Here is a 20,489-nt window from a genome sequence, read left to right on the forward strand (position 1 = left end):
GTAGACTGACATTCCGGGCATTGCATAATATTCCTTTTAAATGTGTGTGATTTGTGACGCTCCGACGACCATTTCATCATACCCTAGTTCAGCAACGCCGAAAAAATGTGCCATCAGCCAATTATGTAGAAGCTTTTGCCGAATCGATGCCTTTTGGCGACAATCATTTTGATTTAGTACACAGCAGCGTTGCGATGCACGAAATGCAGCCGTTACAGTTGAGGCAAATTTTTCAAGAAGTATACCGCGTGCTCAAGCCCGGTGGTCTATTCACTTTGGTAGATTTTCATCGGCCCACAAATCTGCTATTGTGGCCGGGGTTGGCTGTATTTTTGTGGTTGTTTGAGACTGAAACTGCTTGGCAGTTGATTGAAACTGACTTGGAGAGTTTGTTGGCCCAAGTGGGATTTCAACTCTACAATTCAGAAGAAAGCGAACAACCTAAACTTTATGCTGGCGGCAGCATTCAAGTTATCCAAGTTAAAAAATAGGTACGTTGTTGCGCTTGAGCGCTCTTTCTTTTATATATAAGCAAGAGCAAGTTAAAAAATAGGTACGTTGTTGCGCTTGAGCGCTCTTTCTGTATATCTAGGAAAGAGCAAGTTCAAAAATAGGTACGTAGTTGCGCTTGGGCGCTCTTTCTTTATATAGATCAAAGAGCGCTCAAGCGCAACTACGTACCTGGATTTAATGTGACATTTGCGTCCATGACTGTTGACTAAACAAACTTTTTCGCTTCAGCCAAAGCTGCTTCAAACTTAAGCAATACATCCTTTTCTGTGTGAATAACTTTCTCCTGTTCTAGTAGCGGGCGGCCAAACCGAAAAATACCATCTTGTTCTACGTGGTCTACAGCAGGAAGCGTTTCGGGATGTGGCAAAAATTTGCGACCGATTGTGTACGGCGTGTGGTAAGAAAAACTAAAATCTGGAAACTTATCGCTCTTAATTTCCAGGTAGTAAAGCGAATAATAATCCTTTGTTTCACAGTACACGCATTCGCGACACTTATTTACCAGTTTCCGGTTTTGATAGAAAAAATCCCACTTATCCCAATAGTAGTCATCTTTCATCATGTCCTGGTGGTCGTCGCACAGTTCGAGATATAATTTGTCAGCACCGGGAGGACGGTAAAAGTAAAGCATCGCATAGGGCATTTCAATCAGTAATTTGACTGCTTGATTTTTGCGCTCGTACCATTCTTGCTGGTGAATTTCGTAAATTTCGTAGACTTCGTTAGATTTAATTGCTTTAAAGCTGTTAAGCTGATTTTCTTTTGCCCACCGCGACGCCCAAACTGTCCAGTAAGCTAACTGGAAAGTTGCTGAAATTTCCGCCGAACCTTGTTCTTTCCAGTCGGAAATAATTTTTTCCCACGCTGCACTAAAAGCTCCTCGCGATTGTTCGTTTTGTTCGGAGTTTTCTGTATTGATTGGCTCGGCTGTTGGGCGAGGATTTTTAATCAGTCCTTTGGGTTCTTTGCGCCAGTTATCAATGTCAGTTGGCGTGAGAGTTAAGATGAATCTTCTGTCGTGAACGGGATATTCTAAATGAATTCCCGATTTGCGGAAAGAGCGGTATTCTAGGATCGGGAGCCTGCCTTGTTCGATCCATTGCTGGCGTTCTGCTGCTGAACACTTGAGCATTGCTTCTAATTCTACCGGATCGACGGCTAATTCACTTTTGAAGGTCTCCCAAAATCTTTCTTGTTCGGCTGCATTTGCTTCCAGCACTGATACAATTGTGCTGACGATGCGATCTGTTTGGTCTTGAGAATTGTCGGGAAGTCCTAAGAAGTCGAGGAGTTGGGCTTTGAGTATTCGTCTGGCAGAAATTAGCTCGGCTAACATGAGAAGCTCCAGTAGAGTCTGAACTTGCAACCTTGAATTCGCAAGATTTGTGCAAGTCTTATATATCTTAATGGATTCTCTTGAGTTGTCGGCAATTGAATTCACATCCGATCGCCAATTGTAACGGATATTGTCTCCCACAGGTCGATTTTACAGGATTTGGGCTTGAAAGTCGTGAAGCCCACTACCCAGTCATATCTAAGCAAAAACACTCAAAGCCAGGTTGTAAGGTCGATTTCCTACGGGATAGCTACGTCGCGCGTGCTTGTGCCAAAACCGGCTAAAATCGATAATTGCGATCGCGCACCCACAAACTCACAGGCACAGCATGGCCTGTTTTGTCAACCTTGACTTCTACGACAAAAGACTGCCGCTGCTTCCGTTGAGCTTCGCTAATCTCGTCATTGACTTTTTCCCTTTCATTCTCGGGCATATAATAAGTTTCCAAGCCGTATTCCATGCGCGAACCGTTATATTTGCCTTGAATGGCGATTTGATTGGCTGGCAAATTTGGGGGATTTTTGAGACTGACGCGCGTCGGTTTCCAAGCTTGGGGGCGGACAGAATTTGTCGCGGCTTTTGGCGCTTCTAAGATTACATAAAAACTGATATTTTGGTTGACACGGTATATTTGTTTTTCGCAAACAACTCCGCGCGGACAAGGTATTTTCTCTAGTTTTCCTGGTAAATCTTGCCAGCCGGGGAGCTTTTCGAGATTTGTGCGATCGGAAATATCATAACTCAAAACTTGGTAATATCCGCGCAAAAAGTCGTAGGGGTCTACTGGTGCAGTTTGCAAGACAACGGTTTTGCCAGTAACAAAAGTGTACACTGCTGGAGCCGGTACTGCGGCAATCAGTCCAATTTGTAAAATCAATGGAATCCACAGCCGCCACGTGGGAAGCCGTTTTGCAGTGGGGGGAAGGGTGAAGGATGGGGACTGAATTAAAGTGTTGGTTGTTTCTGAGTTTTCGGTATTCATATTAGTATTTGGGAATTTGTGATTAATTGGTATGTTGTTGGGCTTGAGCCTCCTTGAGACGTATAGACAAAGAGGGCTAAAGCCCAACAACGTACCTAATTTTTAGGATAACAATAAAACGACCATGCTTCGATCGAGGGGCTAGGAAGATCGGATTGCAGTGAAACAACTATCTGACTTCTAATCATCGATTTTAGCGAAGTGTTTCTCGAACCACAAGCCAGCGGCAATTACGCCAATTCCACACAATACAAATACAAAAGATTTGAGCAACAATTCTGTGTTATATTCAAAGACTCGACTGATAATTTGCAAAGTTATCAATACCATTCCTCCCCAAAAACTCTGACGGTTTCCTAAAGCTAAACCTTCTCGGATTAAGCCGACTGCGAGCAGAAATGATAAAACATTAAACAGAAAAGTTGCTAATTGAGGAATTGGAGTAAAAGTCAGGTGAAAAAACGGTATGAAAGCGCTGGCGAGAATGAAAAGTGCGATCGCACCTGTAGTCAAATTCACTGCTTTTTGCGTGCGGCGGCCCATCTCCAAACGTCCCAAATGCAGCCACTCCAACACCGCTAAACCACCCAAAACAGCGACATTTGCCAACAAAACCCAATCAGGCCCGGTTTGTCTAGGTGTCGGCGAATCTTGCCAAAACCAGTGGAAAGACAGAAAGTAAAACAGACCGGCGAAGTACAGCAGTGCTAAACTGCGGGCGGTAGGTTGAAACAGTCTGCTGTGCAACTTCGGCCACATCGCATCGTCGTATCCCCACAGCAAAGCGGGCGCTAAACCACAAAATATTGCTGCACCCCAGCCGCCATCTGCTGCTTGGGCAATAGAAACTTGTAATGAGAAAATTATGGCGATCGCACCCATAGTAAAAATAACACGCGATCGACACCAATAAGCCAACGGCACAAACATCAAACTCGCAGCGATTGGCATTTGTCGCACCAAAACTTCCAGCCAAGAAAACTCAACTTTAGAAGACCAATCTAACACCGCCAGCCAATAGCCGAAACCGATTAAAAGTGCCGACAAAACACCCAACGAAGTCAACCGCAAACTGTAAGCCATTCCCAACACTCCGATTCCCCAGACTAGATAAAGTCCGTAAGCAGAACCGCCAATGTGGAACATTTGCGCCATCAGCGCCATATTTGCTCCTAAAATCAGAGCACCTAACAGTAACAATCCTTCACCGAGAAGTTTGTTTCGCCCTTTTGTTGCGGGTAAAATACTTGGATTTAAGTTTTTGTTTTGGGAAGGGGGAATGCGCCACAAATAAAAACCCGCCACATTGACTGCAACGAAAACGCTTAGCAGCATTGCAACTCTCACTTCGCGCGACCAAACTTGCCAGTTTGCTGCTACAAAGGTGATGACTCCTATACCTAGAAGTATGCTCCCCAAACCGATGAGAATGCTCAGAAATTGGTTGCGGGAAGCGGTTTCGAGAGTGTGAAATTGATATCGTTCCGAAAGTTGTTGGTAGAGAGATTTGTCGATGAGTCCTTCTGCTTCCCAGAGTTTGGCTTCTGCGCGCAACTCGCGCCGAAATTTATCTGAAATCATTTTCAATATTCCAGAGTGTTTTAACTGTGATTGTTATAATAATGTCACTTGTCGGTCGATTGTCAGTGGACGTTGGGACACCTGCTGAAGTTGCACAGGAGTGTTTGAAGACAGTAAACTTGAATTGCCTAAATTGTTGATTGATAGAGTAACCGCAGATGTAAGGCAGATAAACACGGATGAACGCGGATATTTTCAAGATAGTTGGCGATTTTTGCAATTCCAGTATATGATTGGTTTATAGTGATTTTCAAAGGTATTGCTAGAGCGAGAGATCAGGCAAAATCTCTTAAAATTATCTGCGTTCATCCGTGTTCATCTGCTTTACATCTGCGGTGGTTCTAAACTTGATTTAAATTCCAATCATAGGGCAAAAAAACGATCGCCCATTCATCGCTTACACCCACCTCCGGGCCCAAATAACCGCCCACATAGGCAGCTACCGAACCCGCATTCTTGACAAAATCCTCGCCGTACCACTCAAAAATCTTGCTCAAATAAAGCGTCTTTTTCCCAGCATCGTACCGCACTTTATCGGGATTCTTGATAAAACTATTCGCATCCGTCTCCAGTTGAGTTCGCACAGACTCGGGGAAGTAAGCGCCGCGGCGCAACAACGGACATCCGACGGAAACGCAAACTAAGGCAAAATGAATGCGCGCTTCGGCAAATTCCGGGCGCAAAATTGCGTGTTCGATTTGATTGAGACTGTACTTTTTGCGGCCAATAATTGAATTTGAACGGGTGAAGAATTCCAGAAAGCCCAGCCAGTTGGGGATTCCTAAAATTTTGGGACGGATGGAGGCGATCGGGTATACTTCGATTACTTGGGAAATTGCGATCGCATTGTACGCATTCAGCCACAGCGCCAACCGCGCATCCGCATCAGTCATAGCAGCTAAATCTACATCCGCCAAAGTTCCCAGCCAATTGCTCAAAACCTCCGCCCCTTCAGCTTTCCAGTGCCGATAATTGACGCGGCCGAAATCGTCAACGTAGCGTTTTAGTAACTCGTCCCAAGTCGAAAAGTCGATCGAATTTATCATTAAGTAGAAGGGAGAAAGAAGAAGGAAGAAGGAAGAAGGAAGAAGGGAGAAGGGAGAAGGGAGAAGTAAGAAGGAGGGAAAAGAGATACACAGCCAGCTTTTTAGCTATCCGTATTTCACGTTTAATTAGATCGATTTACCAGCAAGAATTGGTTGAAAGCCGGAACCCTTTGAGGGAGAAATTAAACTCAAACTATTCATTACTCCAATCCTCTTCGTTTTAGGTAGAAGTCGCTTTCCAACTATCAACTGTCAACTGTCAACTGTCAACTGTCAACTGTTGAATTACTGTCCACATTCTAAAGCCGACATTGCTTTAGCTTGGGGTTTTATTTATTGTACACTTATTTTCTTTTAAGTCTTGTGCGGTAGCCTTCGACGCTGCCCAAAAGTTCAATTTAAGTGTACAGCCTTTCTCAAATAAATGAGGTATGCCCTATGCCCTATGCCCTATGCCCTATTAGCAGCTCATGTTACACCAGAAAGGCGATACAACAGCTTATTTAATACTACCGTCAACCCAAGTAGCCCCTTTCAGCTTAGCATTTTCCAAATTGGCCCCCGTCAAATCGGCTCCGGTCAAATTAGCATCAGTCAAATCAGCACCTGCTAAATTAGCTTGCCGCAAAGAAGCCCCGCTGAGTGAAGCCCCACTCAAATTTGCCCCAGCTAAATTAGCTTCTCTGAGATTCGAGCCTCTCAAATCTGCCCCTTGCAAATCGGCATTTGCTAAACTCGCTTGCTGGAGGGGAATGCTTCTCAAATCGCATCCCGGACATTGGTTAGTTTGCCGCAACTGGTTGATTTGCTGGGGGTTCGCTGCAATCACCGCTGTAGCCAACCCGAATATCAGTCCGAATGAAATCGCTCCCAAAGTTACAGATTTCATGGTCTTTACCTTCTACAATTATAAAAGATTCTTAATTTAAACTTCAACGGCGATCGGTTTATTCCGGCACAACACCAATCCCACTTTCTGATGTTAATTTGTAATTTTTCGTTACCAAACAAACCAACTATGAGCGATCGCACAAATTTTTTTGATAAACTGTTAGCGGCTGTTGAAATCAATCAAAGTCTGCTGTATTTAGCCCTCGATCCCGACCCGGAAACCTTGCCAGCACTGGTTTCGATGACTGTCGATGAAACTCAAAGTTTTGTAACTGATTTGTTGAAAAGGCTCAAAAGTGCGATCGACCAAACAGCCGATTTAATCTGCGCCTGCAAAATCACCCTCGGTTTTTATCAATCTCTCGGCATTCCCGGCTGGCAACTGCTGCAACAAATATTAACAATTATTCCCGAACACATACCAGTAATTTTAGATGCCAAACACAGCGATTTAAACAGCAGCGCCGTGTTTGCCAAAACCGTATTTCAAGACTGGCAATTTGACGCTGTTACCTTAAGTCCTTACGCGGGATTCGATGAAGTAGCGCCATTTTTATTATATCCCGGAAAAACAGTCTTTGTCCTCTGTGCCACGGCCAACCCGTCCGCCGCCGAATTGCAAGAATATCCGACAGCAGAAAACCCTTTCTACTTGCAATTAGTCCGAGTATCTCAGACTTGGGGAACTCCCGAACAACTGGGTTTAGCAGTAGGAGTAATGCCGGATATGTTGGCGCGAATCCGCCAAGCTGCTCCCGAACGGCTGATTTTAGTTGAAGGAGACATCGCCGGAGAAAATCACTTGACAGAAGAAAACGACCTCGCGCAACTGCTGGCGGCCGGTTTAAGCAAGAATGGTGAGGGTTTATTGCTGCCAGTCCCCCCAAGTTTGTTGGCGGGGAAAGAGCCACGCCGAGAAATTGAGAAATTACGGGATAATATTAACAAAGAGAGGCTGCGCGCGATCGAAGGAAGTCCGACTTGCGAATTGTGGCTACCGGATGTTTGCTTTTTGCAACCGGAACCCAACCGCGATTTAATCTTGCAACTTTATGACATTGGCTGCGTAGTTTTTGGCGACCACGTACAAGCATCGGGCGCTGTATTTCCATATTACATTGACTTGCGAAAAATCATTTCAACTCCACAAATTTTCCATCAAATTGTCAGCGCCTACGCAGACATTCTCAAAGACTTAAAATTCGATCGCATTGCGGGCATTCCCTACGGTTCTTTACCTACAGCAACGGGTTTAGCATTGCGAATGGAACGCCCGATGATTTTCCCGCGCAAGGAAGTGAAAACCTACGGTGCGGGTAAGTTAATTGAGGGGCATTTTCAGCCTGGAGAAACGATTGTCGTAGTCGATGATATTTTGATTAGCGGTAAAAGCGTGATGGAAGGTGCGGGGAAGTTAAAATCTGCGGGGTTGAATGTGGAAGATATTGTGGTTTTGATTGACCACGAACAGGGAGTGAAAGATAAATTGAAGGCTAACGGTTATCGCGCACATTCTGTGCTAGCACTTTCTGAAATAGCTGAGATTTTGTATCAAGCAAATCGCATTGATACCGAACAATTTAATATGTTGACAGCCGAAGGCTAAGTCACAATTGTTGTAGGGGCGGGTTCGCCGACATCTATGAAACCCATAAACAATCTCATAAACCCGCCCTCCTTCGCCGTTATTTAAAGCAACATTTAATCTTAAAAAATTGGGTACATTTGTATTGTTTGTTGGGTGGGAAGGGTTTATGGAATTCTCGATTTTTGCCGTTAAATTTTGGCGAATTCGCCCCCTAGAAGTCGGGGATTTTTTATCATGTTTTTAGGACACATTTGGGTACATTTGTATTGTTTGTTGGGCGGGGGCGGGTTTATGAAATTCTCGATTTTTGCCGTTGAATTTGTGTATTGTTTGTTGGGCGGGGGCGGGTTTATGAAATTCTCGATTTTTGCCGTTGAATTTGGGTGAACCCGCCCCTACAATGTTTTGTATTGTTTGTTGGGCGGGGGCAGGTTTATGAAATTCTCGATTAACCTTGCAAAACTTCAATTAAAGCCTCGCCCATCGCCCGACAACCGACCAGTTTCATACCTTCCGACATGATATCACCAGTGCGATAACCTCGATCCAAAACTGCCACAACCGCTTGCTCAATTTTATCAGCAGCTTCGGGCTGACTTAAGGCGTAGCGCAACATCATTGCAGCGCTTAAAACTTGGGCGATGGGATTAGCTTTATCTTGTCCGGCGATATCCGGCGCGGAACCGTGTACTGGTTCAAAAACTCCCGGGCCGCTTGCACCCAAACTCGCAGAAGGCAACATTCCAATACTACCAGTTAGCATCGCCGCCGCATCCGAAAGAATGTCGCCGAATAAGTTACCCGTGACAATTGTATCGAACTGTTTCGGCCAGCGAATTAACTGCATGGCTGCGTTGTCAACATAAAGGTGAGAAAGTTCCACATCGGGGTATTCTGAAGAAAGGGCAATTATACGATCGCGCCACAGTTGCGAAACATCCAAAACATTCGCCTTATCAACCGAACACAGCCTTTTTCCGCGCTTCCGGGCCGTCTCAAAAGCCACGCGCCCGATGCGGTCAATTTCCGACTCGGTGTAAGCCATCGTATTCACACCGCGTTTTTCCCCGGTTTCCGTCTCAAAAATGCCTTTCGGTTTGCCGAAATAAATGCCGCCAGTGAGTTCGCGGATCACCATAATATCCACACCTTCGACAACTTCTTTTTTTAAAGAAGAAGCATCAACCAACTGCGGTAAAATAGTTGCAGGACGCAAATTTGCAAACAATCCCAATCCGGCGCGCAGTCCTAACAATCCAGTTTCCGGACGCTGTTCGCGGGGCAAATTGTCCCACTTGTAACCGCCGATAGCTGCTAATAATATCGCATCGCTGTTGCGGCACTTTTCCAAAGTTTCTTCCGGTAGCGGATTGCCTGTGGCGTCAATAGCAGCGCCGCCCATTAATGCTTCTTGAAATTCAAAGCCGATGTCCAATTGTTTGCCGACAAGTTTCAGGACATCTACCGCTACAGCGATAATTTCAGGGCCGATGCCGTCTCCCGGTAAAAGAGTGATGCGGTAGTTTTGAGTCATATCGATTTAGGAGTTTTGATTTGAGATTTGTGATTGAGAGTTAAGGGGAATTCTTTGGCAATCCAAGACATTCTCACAAGGCTATAATCATATCAGGATAAGCAACCTCAGAATTCATTATGACATTCCCGACTTACCCGCCTGCTCAAGCTGAACCGCCTCTAGACCCCCGGCAGAGTTTGCCAACAATGTATGATTTACCTAGCGAAGACCCAAAGGAGCCCGGTTTGCCTGATACATTTCATTTAGATCAGCCGCAACTCTTGGAATTCACGTTTTTGCCACCTGGATGGGATGCGGAGCAAGTATTTACAGCCAGCGACCTAAATTTGTATTACGATGCAACACAGCCGCGCTGGCATAAACGCCCGGATTGGTTTGCTGCGGTGGGTGTGCCCAGGCTTTATCAAGGGCGCGATATGCGTTTGAGTTATGTAGTTTGGCAAGAACGGGTAAATCCGTTTGTGGTGGTGGAATTGCTATCGCCGGGAACTGAGGATGAAGATTTGGGCCGGACTGTTCAGCAAGCTGGGGAACCGCCGACTAAGTGGCAAGTTTACGAACAAATTTTGCGGATTCCTTACTATTTTGTGTTCAGTCGCTACACGGATGAATTGCAAGCTTTTCATCTTGTAGGTGGTCATTATGAACCGGCAGAATTAATGGATGGGCGGTTATTTATTCCTGAGTTGCAGTTGAGTTTAGGGTGGTGGCAAGGCACTTATAAGAGTATGAATCGTTTGTGGTTGCGGTGGTTTACGGCCGAAGGAGGGTTGATTTTGAGTCCGGGTGAAAGGGCAACTGCTGCGGAACGGCAACTGATAGAATATCAACAGCAACTTATAGAATCTCAACAGCGAGAGGAAAGGCTAGCGGCGCGGTTGCGGGAATTAGGTATCGATCCTGAACAGTTGGTTTAATAGTCCCGCACTCAGCCCTGGTGAAACCGTTTCTTGGTATATTTATCGTAAGCTGTCGCACATTTAAATTGTATATTCAGGGCGGGCGGGACGCCCACCCCACTCATTGTCTGATTTTTTTGAGATGCAATTTAAATGCAGAACAGCTTAATAAACGCAAATTTTCTGAGAAACCGGGCTTCTAGTCATCCGTAAGTCCTGTTTGAGTATTCCAAAAGCAGGCGCGGCGCAGCTATCGGGATCTTAATCGCCCATAACCGCTTTTCAACTCCTCGCATCCGTGCAACAAGATTGAAATAAAATAACAAAAGTTCGATCGCACGCACGTACAAAAAATCGGCAAGGAGTCGCACCAGTGACAGACGGGGAAAGCACACCAACATCAGCACAGATTGACAATCGAGACTATTCATGGCCCTTTTGGCCAATTGTTCCAATGTATCCCTACAGCAGGCGACGGACAATCCGCAAGGAAATAGTCAAGGACAAAATCTGGACTTTTGACCAACTACAAGGCATTTTCTACGTCATTGTGCCGATTCGGATGACAGTCATCAAACTCGAATCCGAAGGCCTTCTCGTCTACGCCCCCGTCGCGCCGACTCCTGAGTGCATCCGCTTGCTAAACGAGTTAGTCGCAGAACATGGCGAGGTTAAGTATATCCTGCTGACAACGGTTTCGGGCATCGAACATAAGGTATTTGTCGGCCCCTTTGCGAGGTGTTTTCCCGAAGCGCAGGTGTTTGTCACTCCCAAGCAATGGAGTTTTCCGCTAAATTTGCCGCTGAGTTGGCTGGGTTTGCCCGGTAAACGCACCTCTGTACTGCCTTTGGATAGCAGCAACACGCCCCTTGCAGATGAATTTGATTGGGCAATCCTGGGCCCGCTGAACCTCGGTTTAGGCTTTTTTGCGGAAGTTGCGTTATTTCACAGGGAATCGCGCACGCTAATGTTAACAGATTCTGTGGTTTCGATTCCCGAAAACCCGCCCGCGATTCTCCAACTCGACTCGTACCCGCTGCTATTTCACGCCAAAGACACCGCTTTGGATGTGGTGGCAGACACCCAAGAAAATCGATGCAAAGGGTGGCAGAGAATCGCCTTATTTGCGATGTATTTTCGCCCTAGCGTGTTGGAGGTGCCGCCGTGGTCGGGGGTGTTAGCCAGCGCCCTGAAAGCGCCAGAGCGATCGAGAAAAGCTTATTTTGGATTGTATCCGTTTAAGTGGCAAACTGATTGGGTGCGATCGTTCGAGGCTTTGCGCGGAGGAGGGCGGTTGTTGGTAGCGCCGGTGTTGCAGACTCTGATTCTCAACCGCGCGCCGAGGGAAACTCTCGATTGGGTGGATAAAGTCGCGAGTTGGGACTTTGATCGGATTGTACCTTGTCACTTCGATCCCGCGATCGACTGCAAGCCCCGCGAATTTCGCCAAGCATTCTCATTTCTGGAAAAACATTCGGTTGTTAATTCTTTACCGGAAGATGATTTTAAATTGCTGAGGGATATTGATGCTGGTTTGAATAAAACTGGTTTAGTTCCGCCTGCAAAAGAGAAGGTTTAATCTGATATTTTTGACAATTCTGAATAAGCTGTTTGAGCACAAACAAGATGCCTGTTGCACTCAAAAATTCAACTATTGTGGAACGGGCATCTTGCCCGTTCCGGCTAGAAGCCCATCGCCAAGATAAAACCCTTAACAATTACTGGAAATTTATTCATTTATCTCATTAAATCATTAATCAACTCATCCACCTTCAAAAGTTCTTGAATAATTTGCTCTACCCTCTGCAATTCATTTATGGGATTGAGAACTCTAATAGTTGTTGGGGATGTAGCTGAAGTATGGACTGCAACACCTCTGTCTTCCCCAAAGGTATTCATAGTAGCCAGCCAAAAAATATTTAGATTCTCGGAATTGATTCCTATTGGCAAAAGCAACGACAGAATATTAGCTTCTTTTATTCCATGATTCTGGTCAATGATTCGCTTAAAACTATTAATAGCTAAATCTATCTTTTTGTTGATTTTTATTTTCTCATCCGGTATTTTTTTAGCTGGCTTTGTTGGACTTAGTGTATCTGGTGGTAATTCCATCATTTGACCGGAAAAGGCAAGCAAACATATCAAAGTACAGCAAGTCTTACCCTGACTGTCCCAATTGTTTTTAGCATTAAGGGCTGCTTCCCAAACTCTATCCTCTAGATAAGCTTCAATTTCGGCATGAGCTAAAACTCTGTAGGCAAGAGTTAAGGCTAACTGTCTGGGGGAATAAAAATGTCCGGGCTTAATCTTAGGAATGAATTGTTTTTTTAACCTATTCAACTCCTTAGTTAGAGTACGAAATCTGACGGATTTTGGCATACTGCTTAAGAACTTACCACAACCCGTTAAAGATAATGCGGTTATCTGCGAGTTCGGGGACATAAAACTCTAAATTTAAAACCTTTCGCAAAGTTTTGCCCCACAGTGAGAGACGAGTATGAGTTTCGCGAATGCTAGTTGTTCTTTTCTCAACAGCGTCTCTGAATTCGCTATTAGGGGACGAACATAACTCTTTAAAAGCATTTTCTACTCGCTCCTTATTATTCTTAGCAGCTTGTCCTATCTCGGGATATGAAAAATAAAAAACCATTACATCTAAAATAGCTCGATTCATTTTTTTGCGGTAAGTATTAGAAGTGTTAGACCATACGCGAAATATATTTTCTTCTCCAAATATTGCAATGGTTGTTTGCACCGCGTTCTCAAATTCGCTAACTGTATCTTCGATCTCGATTTTTCGTTCGTCCCAATTATTGTTGAGTTTTTCGCAGGTCATGTCCAGGAATTTTTTAAGATTCCCGCGATAATCGGATAAAAAATAATATAAGGCTACATACCGCAGCAACAATTCGACATCGCGCATCCGAGGATCGGGATTTTTTGATTTAAGTATTGTTCTTAAAGCCTGATTTTTAATTGATGCGTCGTCTAAAAAATTGACAAAATCTCCGGGATGCAATGCTTGCCTCAATTCTTGGGGAGATAGCGGAGTATTCTCTAAATTCAGGCGTAAAAAAACTTTGTATAGTAAACTTTCTGTACGCCAGTTTCTAATCAATGTAGTCCGAATAGTTTGAGTGTCGAGTACATTAAGTACGGGACTCAACACAACATCGTTTTTTATATCCTTATAGGTATAACCATTGAGATCGGGTCTAAATTCTAAGTTTGCCAAAGCAAAACTATCATTAGGAGTTTCGCTCATTCCATAAAATTGCAGGATGGCAAGCAAGCGTTGCTTGCCATCAAGAACTATAAAATTTCCGCGCCTCTTTTCAGGAGAAGCTAAAACTATTTCTGGAATGGGAAATCCTAGAAAAATTGATTCGATAAACCTACTTTTGCGAGTTATATCCCAAGCATCTCGTCTTTGAAATCTTGGATTGAGTTGAATGTTTTCCCGCATAATTAGATCGAGGATGCTGGTTGTTGTCCAATCAGTGCTACCTACAATGATTTCTGAAATTTCTTTTAATATCGATTGTGGCTTTTCATTAGATTCCAGCTCATCATCTAAATATTCATCTTCTTTATCAAAGATTACTTCTTCTGGTTTTTCCAAGAGTTTTTGTTTGGGCATGACTGTACTCTACTCGTGAGTTTAATTTGGATAGACTATGTATTACCTAAGTATAGCAGAAGTCAAAAGACTGAAGTTGACTCTTGACCGAGAGCGAGAGAGTTTTCTTCCCAACTCATCAATCTGGGAACTTCCACAGCGTATTAAACTATTGTCTATTGGTGCGTCGCTGTCATATTTTTCATATTTATTTGGGGATGAGGGATAGCGACGCACCCTACGAATACTGAGGACTGAAGTCCTCACTACAAACCTGACTGCACTAAATCACGATTTTTTCAACTTAAACTCATCAAACTTCACCACTTCCGAGTCTGGTTTTCGCGTATCAAAATAATAGCTACTAACCGTACCATTCCCCGTGTCAAATACACTAAAAGCCGTAATATCATTGCTATCAATATACGGCAATGCCAGCCCATCTTTCCCCAACAAAGGTGCAACTGTTGGCATCACAGGTTCCAATCCATTCGGATCTCCAATCGCGCTGTAATCCTCCCCATATCCAGGCGGCACAAATCGGCGCTTTCTCCCCGCAAACGCCCCGTAACTGTTACCCACATTGGAAGTCTCTAAAAAGTGCATTCCGCTGGAACTCACAAACCGATTCCACAAATGCGAATGTCCGTACAAAACTAACTGCACGCCCGCCGTTTCTAGCAGCGGCATCACATCCCGAATCAGATAATCTTGCTGTTTCGGATATTCATAACGCACCATCTTAATCTCGCCGTCCAAAGTGCGATCGACTATTTGCACTGGGTCAGTATAAGCAGGTACAATATTGTCACCCAGAGAATGCGGTGGATGGTGAAACATCACAATTTTATATTTAGCTTGCTGAAATTCCGCACTATATAACTCTTGTTCCAGCCAAGAATATTGAGCGCTACCTTTGGCAATTGGCTCAAAAATATGCTGTCCGTATCCCCATTTTTCAGGACGATCAAAATCTTCGTCCCGTTCCCGATACCTGCCTCTCGCCCCCGGATCTAAATTGGGAGTCCGCCAGATATTCGTAACATACAAAGTCACTAACCGCACGTCCCCAAACGTCACAGCATAATAATTTTTCTCACTTGGTAAACTGAAAATTTCGTTGTAAGTATCACTATTAAAACTATTGTTTTTTAACAAAACATCTTTGTCTTTCATCCCATATTTTTGAGTGAGGTATGGATATATTTTTTCCACAGCAGCGCGGGGGAAAGGGTCATTAAACTGGTCGTTGAGACTGCTGCTAGTTGAAAACCTACCCATAATCTCATGGTTCCCAATCGTCGGAAATATAGGCGCGTGTTGGATCAGTTCGCCACCGCTGTACACGGTTTTGACGCCCTTTTGGTCGATTTCGGAGAAGGCGCGGCCTTGCAAACCCGGGAAAAAAGCGCGGCCTCGGTCGTCGTCGAACCATTCGGAAGCGCGATCGGCTATATTAATTAAATCACCAGCCATGAAAACTGCATCAACTTTATCAATTGTTTCTGCTACTTTCTGGAGATTAGCCGCTGTCATCGGCATCAATTGATGGTCGGAAGTGAACAGGATTTTTAGCCCAATTCCCGCTGCTGGTGTCGGAGAAAGGCTGAAAACTTTGCTGCTAACAGATTCACCATCTTTCGTTTCGCTAGTCACTAGATAGGGAATGCGAACACCGGGCATTAAATTAGTAATTTCTGCTTCGTGGCGCCAGATGTGGCGGACAATTGGATTGTTATCAATTATGCCCTGTTTCATTTCATCGGAGATGTGCGAGTCTTTGTCTTCCCGAACCCGGCTTAGCTTGGTAGTATTTGCAGTCGCAATTTTACTCAAGTTTTCGCCGTAAGCAACAATGTTCCGAGTCCCGGAAAATTCGGTAAACCAAACAACTCGCACCGAGTTAGTTGTTGGAAGTTGCAGAAACGGATCGGTTAAAAGTTTTGGTTTGTTGAGGAAAGATTGCATAATCAAACCTAGGAATAGGACAATCAAAATCAAAACAGCAAAAAACCACAGGTTGCGAGAAGAACCTTGGGGTATTTCTAATTTATCGGGCAATGGTGTTAACATAAGTTATTGTCAGTAGTCTGTAGGGGAAATTTCAACAGTAAAATATAACTCCCAACCCCAATATATATAAACCCGCCCCCGCTTTGAATTTTAGACTACGAAAGTTATCAAAAAGTTAAGAAATTCTGAGAATATCTCAGATATCACAAACCGGGTGGATCTGACTTTTGAGGAGGGCGAAGCATGACCGCAGATAAGTTATTAGTTATAATCTCATATTGAATGCGGTCATGCTTCGCCCCTACACATATATTTGCCAAACATGAGATGCACCCCACAAACCTCAACTATTAATCTCAAATATAGCGGTTCTCCCAAAGATGAGGTATTCACCAATTCATTAACAATTACAAAATCCCCCAATCCCCCAATCCAAAATCTAAAATCCAAAATCGAACAATCCCTCAATCCAAAATCCAAAATCTAAAATCTAAAATTGAACAATCCCTCAATCCCCCCAATCTCCCAATTCTCCAATCCAAAATCTAAAATCGAACAATCCTCCAATTCTCCAATCCAAAATCCAAAATCTAAAATCTAAAATCGAACAATCCCCCAATCCAAAATCTAAAATCTAAAATCTAAAATCTAAAATCGAATGACTCACCACCTTCTCAAAGCTAACTGCAAAACCGTACACTTAGGCGGTTTCTCTCCCAAGCTAGAACCTGCTTTAACTGTCGATTCGGGCGATCGCATCGATATCGAAACCTATTCAGGATATTATGTTGCTGACAAGGCCCCGCCGGAATTTTTGACGCCGGAATTTTTAGATATCTGTCAGAATTTACCTGACAACCGCAAAGTCGGCCCGGGCCCGCACTTGCTAACAGGCCCGATTTATGTTAATGGGGCTGAACCCGGAGACGTTTTAGAAATTCACATCGAGGAAGTTTACCCAAGTTTACCAGTAGGATTCAATGCAATTCGCGCTGGTTGGGGAGTTTTACCTGAATATTTTCCTGACCCTAAATTGCGGTTTATTCCCCTAGATTTAGAACAAAAGATTGCGGAATTTCCGGCAAATAGCGGCGTTAAGATTCCCCTGCATCCATTCTTCGGAATTATCGGTGTTGCAGATTTTGAAATCAACCGTTCTTCTATTCCTCCACAACGCTACGGCGGCAATATGGACAATCAGGAATTGCAAGCAGGAACGCGGTTATTTTTACCTATTGCGGTGCGCGGGGGTTTGCTGTCAATCGGCGACGGACATTCGGCACAGGGAGATGGCGAAGTTAATGGTACGGCGATTGAAACTTCGATGAATGGGACTATTCAAATCATCTTGCGTAAGGATTTATTTTATATATTTCCGTTTGCGGAAACTCCTACTCATATTGTAGTTATGGGTTTTGGTCAAACATTAGATGATGCGTTTGATATGGCGGTAAAACAGACTGTTAATTGGCTACAAAAATATGCAAATTTCCAAGAAGAAGATGCCTATGTTTTCTGTTCCCTCGCCGTCAATTTTCGGATTACTCAGGCTGTCAATAATCCCCGCAAAGGAGTTCACGGAATGATACCTAAGTCGATTTTGCCCAATGTGCAAATTATCGATCGCTAGCCGTGATGTGGTATGATAACAGCCGATCGCCAAAACAACCTCGATCGCGATCGCACAAATTACACATTTTTATCACTGCGGTTCGTCGATCGCGATCGCACCAGCGTTCAAAATTTAGCTTAAGATTAGGATAGGTTGCAAATTCTATCTAAATGGGCTCCATGAAAAACCAGACTGACGATTCTGCAAAACAAGATTTAGTCGATCGGGCTTTTGGAAGTCCAGCCATCCCAGATCCGACAGCGTGGGTGGATGAACATTATTTTCTGGCTAATTTTGCCAATACTCTCGCCCACCTCCAAGAAAATTTATCTGATGAGAGTTGCGAAATCGCCGAGAGTGCTGAGTCTGGCGAGGCGAGATTGTCGCTCGATGCTAAAATTAGAGATATATTGAAAGCTAATTTTAGCGATGACTGTTGGCAGTATGTCGAAAGTTTGTTGTGAGTTTGGTAAAATTTATCAATATTTGTAGGTTGATAAATTTTGAGCGTCAATTAAGCTGTTGCAGATTTAAATTGTCTATTTCAACCGATGATTGAAAATCATTAAATTGTCTCCCGTCTTCGCTTCGGACATTCCTTGATAAATTGTAACTTTTTATACTTTAGGTTGGTCGAAAATTAGGGTTGATAGGAATTGCGATCGATCGCAAAAACTCAGCACTTTCTTCGGGTAAAGCAGTATTGATAAACATCCCGCTACCCAACTCAAACCCAGCCTGCTTGCTCACTCTGGGAATAATCGCTATATACCAGTGAAAATATTTTGTTGCTTGTTCCGCCGTCGGCACGGATCGAATACTATAGTTGTAATCGGGATTGTTCAATCCGTAATAAAGCTGAGCGAGTACAGTTTTCAAAGTATCAGCCAGATCCGTAATTTCCGCATCAGTAATATCATCAAACGAAGATGAATGTCGGCGCGGAAAAATCCAGATATGAAACGGTGAAAGTGCGGCGTAAGGAATAAAAGCCACGAAATATTTGCTCTCAAAAATTACTCTTTCACCTGCCGCTAATTCATCTTCCAAAGTCCTGCAAAACAGACATTCTCCCGTATCATCAAAATAGCGAACTGCTGCATCGATGCGGCTGCGAAATTGGCTGGGAACAACGGGCGTCGCTGCTATCTGCGAGTGAGGGTGTTCGAGAGAAGTTCCGGCACTTTCCCCGTGATTTTTGAAGATTACAATTGTTTCAACGTGGGGATATTTTCTAATTTCTAAATAGCGGTGACGGTAGACTAAAAGTATGTCAGTTACTTCTTCAACGGTGAACAAAGCAGTCGTCAAATCGTGTCGCGGGTGTTCCACAATTACTTCGTGAAAGCCGATTCCCGACATCATGCGGTGAATTCCCGATGATATCCTGATCCGTTCTGCTGTCGGCGAGAGGGCGGGATATTTGTTACCAATTGCGCGGACTTTCCATGCGGTGCGATCGCCCAAACGGCAAGTTTCTAATGTGCCATCTTCTTCGTTACCCACGCAAAACGGGCAATCGGGGCGATGTGAGGGAAGGAATGCGGGTATTTTTTTTGTGTTGGCGAATTGGTCAGGTCTTTTTGCGCGATCGGTGGCGATGATTACCCAATCTCTGGTAATTAGATTTTGTCTAAGTTCAGACATTTTCTTACCTTTTGTTGCAGGGTTGAGCCGTTTCTTATGGTAAGATAAGAGTTTGCCTGATGTCACGGCCAACTGTAAATATTTAACAAATCTTGACTTGAATATGTCTGTAAATGTGGCTATGTGCGATCGGCAAATTCAAAATAAACGCGATCGGACTGACGCACGGGTGGTCAGAAACCGGGTTTTTGCAGAGAAGACGCATTACAGTCGCAGAAACCCATAAAAACCCGGTTTCTTGGTTTTTTATGCGTAAGTCGTATAAACTTAACAACAGTTTTAATAAGTAAAAAATCAGAATCAAAACCATCCGCGTGCATCAGCGGTTAAATTTTCTCACCCAGCCATTCCCTCCCCCTCGCCAACAACTCATCCAAAGTTTCGATCGGCCAAAACCGCACCTTTCCATCCTGCGAACCAAAATCCAAAACTGTGTCGCCGCGAGTTCTACATCCTTGACAAACGGAATTGTTTGTGCTACTTATTTATCATAACTAAATGCACAAGCAGCTAAATATAGCAAAGCTTGTCAGGAAAATTTCTCTATGCCTCTGTAGCACTCTGTACCAATTAATTTAATAGGTCTAAGGTGGTTAAATGCAATTTAATAGTAATTGGTCGTCACCATACAAGTTTATACCCGGCAAGGATAATTTAGATATTATCGACACTTGGGGGTGCAAAGGAAAATTAGGGATTTATCTAATTCGCGATGAATCGGATCGACAAAATCTCTATGCGGGACAAGCTACTCAACAAGATATTGCAACACGGCTGCGACAAGAGATCAAATCCAGTCACAACCAATCTTTGAAGGATTACTTGTTGGTTGACCAACATACTGTTACCGTGCGTTGGGCTGAATGTAGCAATCCGATTATGGCAGAAAATCTTGCTATTATTGGTTGTGAACCCTTGTTTAATCGCCGGATGTCGCCCTGGAAAGGCACTGATCTACCTTCAAAAGATGAGTATTTGCGTGAAGCCACAAGACTCGGCATATTCACATCCGAGGAAAGGTCTTTGGATAACTTGACAAAATATTTAATCAGTGATATTGAGAGTAATCCTCAACTTTGGGAAAGGAAACCCAGTCCTAATCGAGAAAGAAAAACTTATCGGGAGCGATTCTAATGGACATTTGGAAGAAATTTTTTAAGTGGTACTTGATAATCTGCATATTTATCAGTTATGCAATTGTGTATGTTGTGATGTCTACCTTCAG

Annotated in this window: 17 protein-coding genes and 1 pseudogene; 7 read left to right on the top strand and 11 right to left on the bottom strand. The window is 43.9% G+C overall.

Going from position 1 to position 20,489, the window contains the following annotated elements; translation table 11 throughout:
• Window positions 1-86: 86 nt before the first annotated feature.
• A pseudogene (locus tag JGK22_RS23130) lies at window positions 87-491 on the top strand (class I SAM-dependent methyltransferase); the annotation flags it as partial.
• Between the two features lie 227 nt (window positions 492-718).
• Here the strand turns inward: JGK22_RS23130 and JGK22_RS23135 are convergent.
• The 5 genes from JGK22_RS23135 to JGK22_RS23155 all read right to left on the bottom strand — a co-directional run bounded on the left by JGK22_RS23135 (window position 719) and on the right by JGK22_RS23155 (window position 6,347).
• Entirely contained in the window at window positions 719-1,849 is a 1,131-nt protein-coding gene (locus tag JGK22_RS23135) for a hypothetical protein (RefSeq protein WP_293197952.1), read from the bottom strand.
• A gap of 280 nt (window positions 1,850-2,129) precedes the next feature.
• On the bottom strand, window positions 2,130-2,831 hold the full coding sequence (locus tag JGK22_RS23140; protein ID WP_293219482.1) for a GDYXXLXY domain-containing protein: 702 nt from the start codon (window positions 2,829-2,831) through the stop codon (window positions 2,130-2,132).
• Between the two features lie 180 nt (window positions 2,832-3,011).
• On the bottom strand, window positions 3,012-4,412 hold the full coding sequence (locus JGK22_RS23145) for a DUF2157 domain-containing protein (protein ID WP_293192525.1): 1,401 nt from the start codon (window positions 4,410-4,412) through the stop codon (window positions 3,012-3,014).
• A gap of 341 nt (window positions 4,413-4,753) precedes the next feature.
• The gene (locus tag JGK22_RS23150) at window positions 4,754-5,458 is read right to left on the bottom strand and encodes a DUF547 domain-containing protein (protein WP_293192523.1); all 705 of its coding nucleotides are present in this window, start codon (window positions 5,456-5,458) and stop codon (window positions 4,754-4,756) included.
• 499 nt (window positions 5,459-5,957) lie between these two features.
• Window positions 5,958-6,347, bottom strand: coding sequence for a pentapeptide repeat-containing protein (locus JGK22_RS23155; RefSeq protein WP_293192522.1), 390 nt, complete (start codon window positions 6,345-6,347; stop codon window positions 5,958-5,960).
• A 129-nt stretch (window positions 6,348-6,476) separates the two neighbouring features.
• On the opposite strand from JGK22_RS23155, the gene JGK22_RS23160 reads away from it, so the two are divergent.
• Window positions 6,477-7,955, top strand: coding sequence for a bifunctional orotidine-5'-phosphate decarboxylase/orotate phosphoribosyltransferase (locus tag JGK22_RS23160; protein WP_293192520.1), 1,479 nt, complete (start codon window positions 6,477-6,479; stop codon window positions 7,953-7,955).
• A 430-nt stretch (window positions 7,956-8,385) separates the two neighbouring features.
• On the opposite strand, the gene leuB is transcribed toward JGK22_RS23160, so the two are convergent.
• Window positions 8,386-9,471 carry a 3-isopropylmalate dehydrogenase gene (gene leuB, locus JGK22_RS23165; RefSeq protein ID WP_293184039.1) on the bottom strand — a complete coding sequence of 362 codons (1,086 nt, stop codon included), beginning with the start codon at window positions 9,469-9,471 and terminating at the stop codon, window positions 8,386-8,388.
• A 119-nt stretch (window positions 9,472-9,590) separates the two neighbouring features.
• Here leuB and JGK22_RS23170 point away from each other — a divergent pair, with 119 nt between their 5' ends.
• The gene (locus JGK22_RS23170; protein WP_293184036.1) at window positions 9,591-10,391 is read left to right on the top strand and encodes a Uma2 family endonuclease; all 801 of its coding nucleotides are present in this window, start codon (window positions 9,591-9,593) and stop codon (window positions 10,389-10,391) included.
• Between the two features lie 185 nt (window positions 10,392-10,576).
• Here JGK22_RS23170 and JGK22_RS23175 read toward each other — a convergent pair whose 3' ends face one another.
• Window positions 10,577-10,804 (bottom strand): hypothetical protein, encoded by a 228-nt coding sequence (locus JGK22_RS23175; RefSeq protein ID WP_293184072.1) that lies wholly within the window; start codon window positions 10,802-10,804, stop codon window positions 10,577-10,579.
• A 23-nt stretch (window positions 10,805-10,827) separates the two neighbouring features.
• Between JGK22_RS23175 and JGK22_RS23180 the strand changes: the two genes are divergently transcribed.
• The gene (locus JGK22_RS23180) at window positions 10,828-11,952 is read left to right on the top strand and encodes a DUF4336 domain-containing protein (RefSeq protein ID WP_325315522.1); all 1,125 of its coding nucleotides are present in this window, start codon (window positions 10,828-10,830) and stop codon (window positions 11,950-11,952) included.
• A gap of 158 nt (window positions 11,953-12,110) precedes the next feature.
• On the opposite strand, the gene JGK22_RS23185 is transcribed toward JGK22_RS23180, so the two are convergent.
• From JGK22_RS23185 to JGK22_RS23195, 3 genes are all read right to left on the bottom strand, one after another.
• Window positions 12,111-12,752 carry a HEPN domain-containing protein gene (locus JGK22_RS23185; protein WP_293184031.1) on the bottom strand — a complete coding sequence of 214 codons (642 nt, stop codon included), beginning with the start codon at window positions 12,750-12,752 and terminating at the stop codon, window positions 12,111-12,113.
• Window positions 12,753-12,765: 13 nt separating this feature from the next.
• Complete coding sequence (locus JGK22_RS23190) at window positions 12,766-14,013, bottom strand: DUF262 domain-containing protein (protein WP_293197965.1); 1,248 nt, start codon at window positions 14,011-14,013, stop codon at window positions 12,766-12,768.
• Window positions 14,014-14,280: 267 nt separating this feature from the next.
• Window positions 14,281-16,065 (bottom strand): metallophosphoesterase family protein, encoded by a 1,785-nt coding sequence (locus JGK22_RS23195; RefSeq protein WP_293313794.1) that lies wholly within the window; start codon window positions 16,063-16,065, stop codon window positions 14,281-14,283.
• 598 nt (window positions 16,066-16,663) lie between these two features.
• Between JGK22_RS23195 and JGK22_RS23200 the strand changes: the two genes are divergently transcribed.
• Together JGK22_RS23200 and JGK22_RS23205 are read left to right on the top strand one after the other, a co-directional pair.
• On the top strand, window positions 16,664-17,635 hold the full coding sequence (locus tag JGK22_RS23200) for an acetamidase/formamidase family protein (protein ID WP_293313797.1): 972 nt from the start codon (window positions 16,664-16,666) through the stop codon (window positions 17,633-17,635).
• Window positions 17,636-17,796: 161 nt separating this feature from the next.
• Entirely contained in the window at window positions 17,797-18,081 is a 285-nt protein-coding gene (locus JGK22_RS23205; RefSeq protein ID WP_293184022.1) for a hypothetical protein, read from the top strand.
• Between the two features lie 160 nt (window positions 18,082-18,241).
• Here JGK22_RS23205 and galT read toward each other — a convergent pair whose 3' ends face one another.
• Window positions 18,242-19,264, bottom strand: a complete 1,023-nt coding sequence (galT, locus tag JGK22_RS23210) for a galactose-1-phosphate uridylyltransferase (protein WP_293313800.1) — start codon at window positions 19,262-19,264, stop codon at window positions 18,242-18,244.
• Between the two features lie 597 nt (window positions 19,265-19,861).
• On the opposite strand from galT, the gene JGK22_RS23215 reads away from it, so the two are divergent.
• Window positions 19,862-20,398: a hypothetical protein gene (locus JGK22_RS23215; protein WP_293313803.1), complete on the top strand. Its 537-nt coding sequence runs from the start codon at window positions 19,862-19,864 to the stop codon at window positions 20,396-20,398.
• Window positions 20,399-20,489 lie beyond the last annotated feature (91 nt).

Origin of the sequence: Microcoleus sp. PH2017_08_TRC_O_A (assembly GCF_020738665.1) — a bacterium.
GTDB lineage: Bacteria > Cyanobacteriota > Cyanobacteriia > Cyanobacteriales > Microcoleaceae > Microcoleus.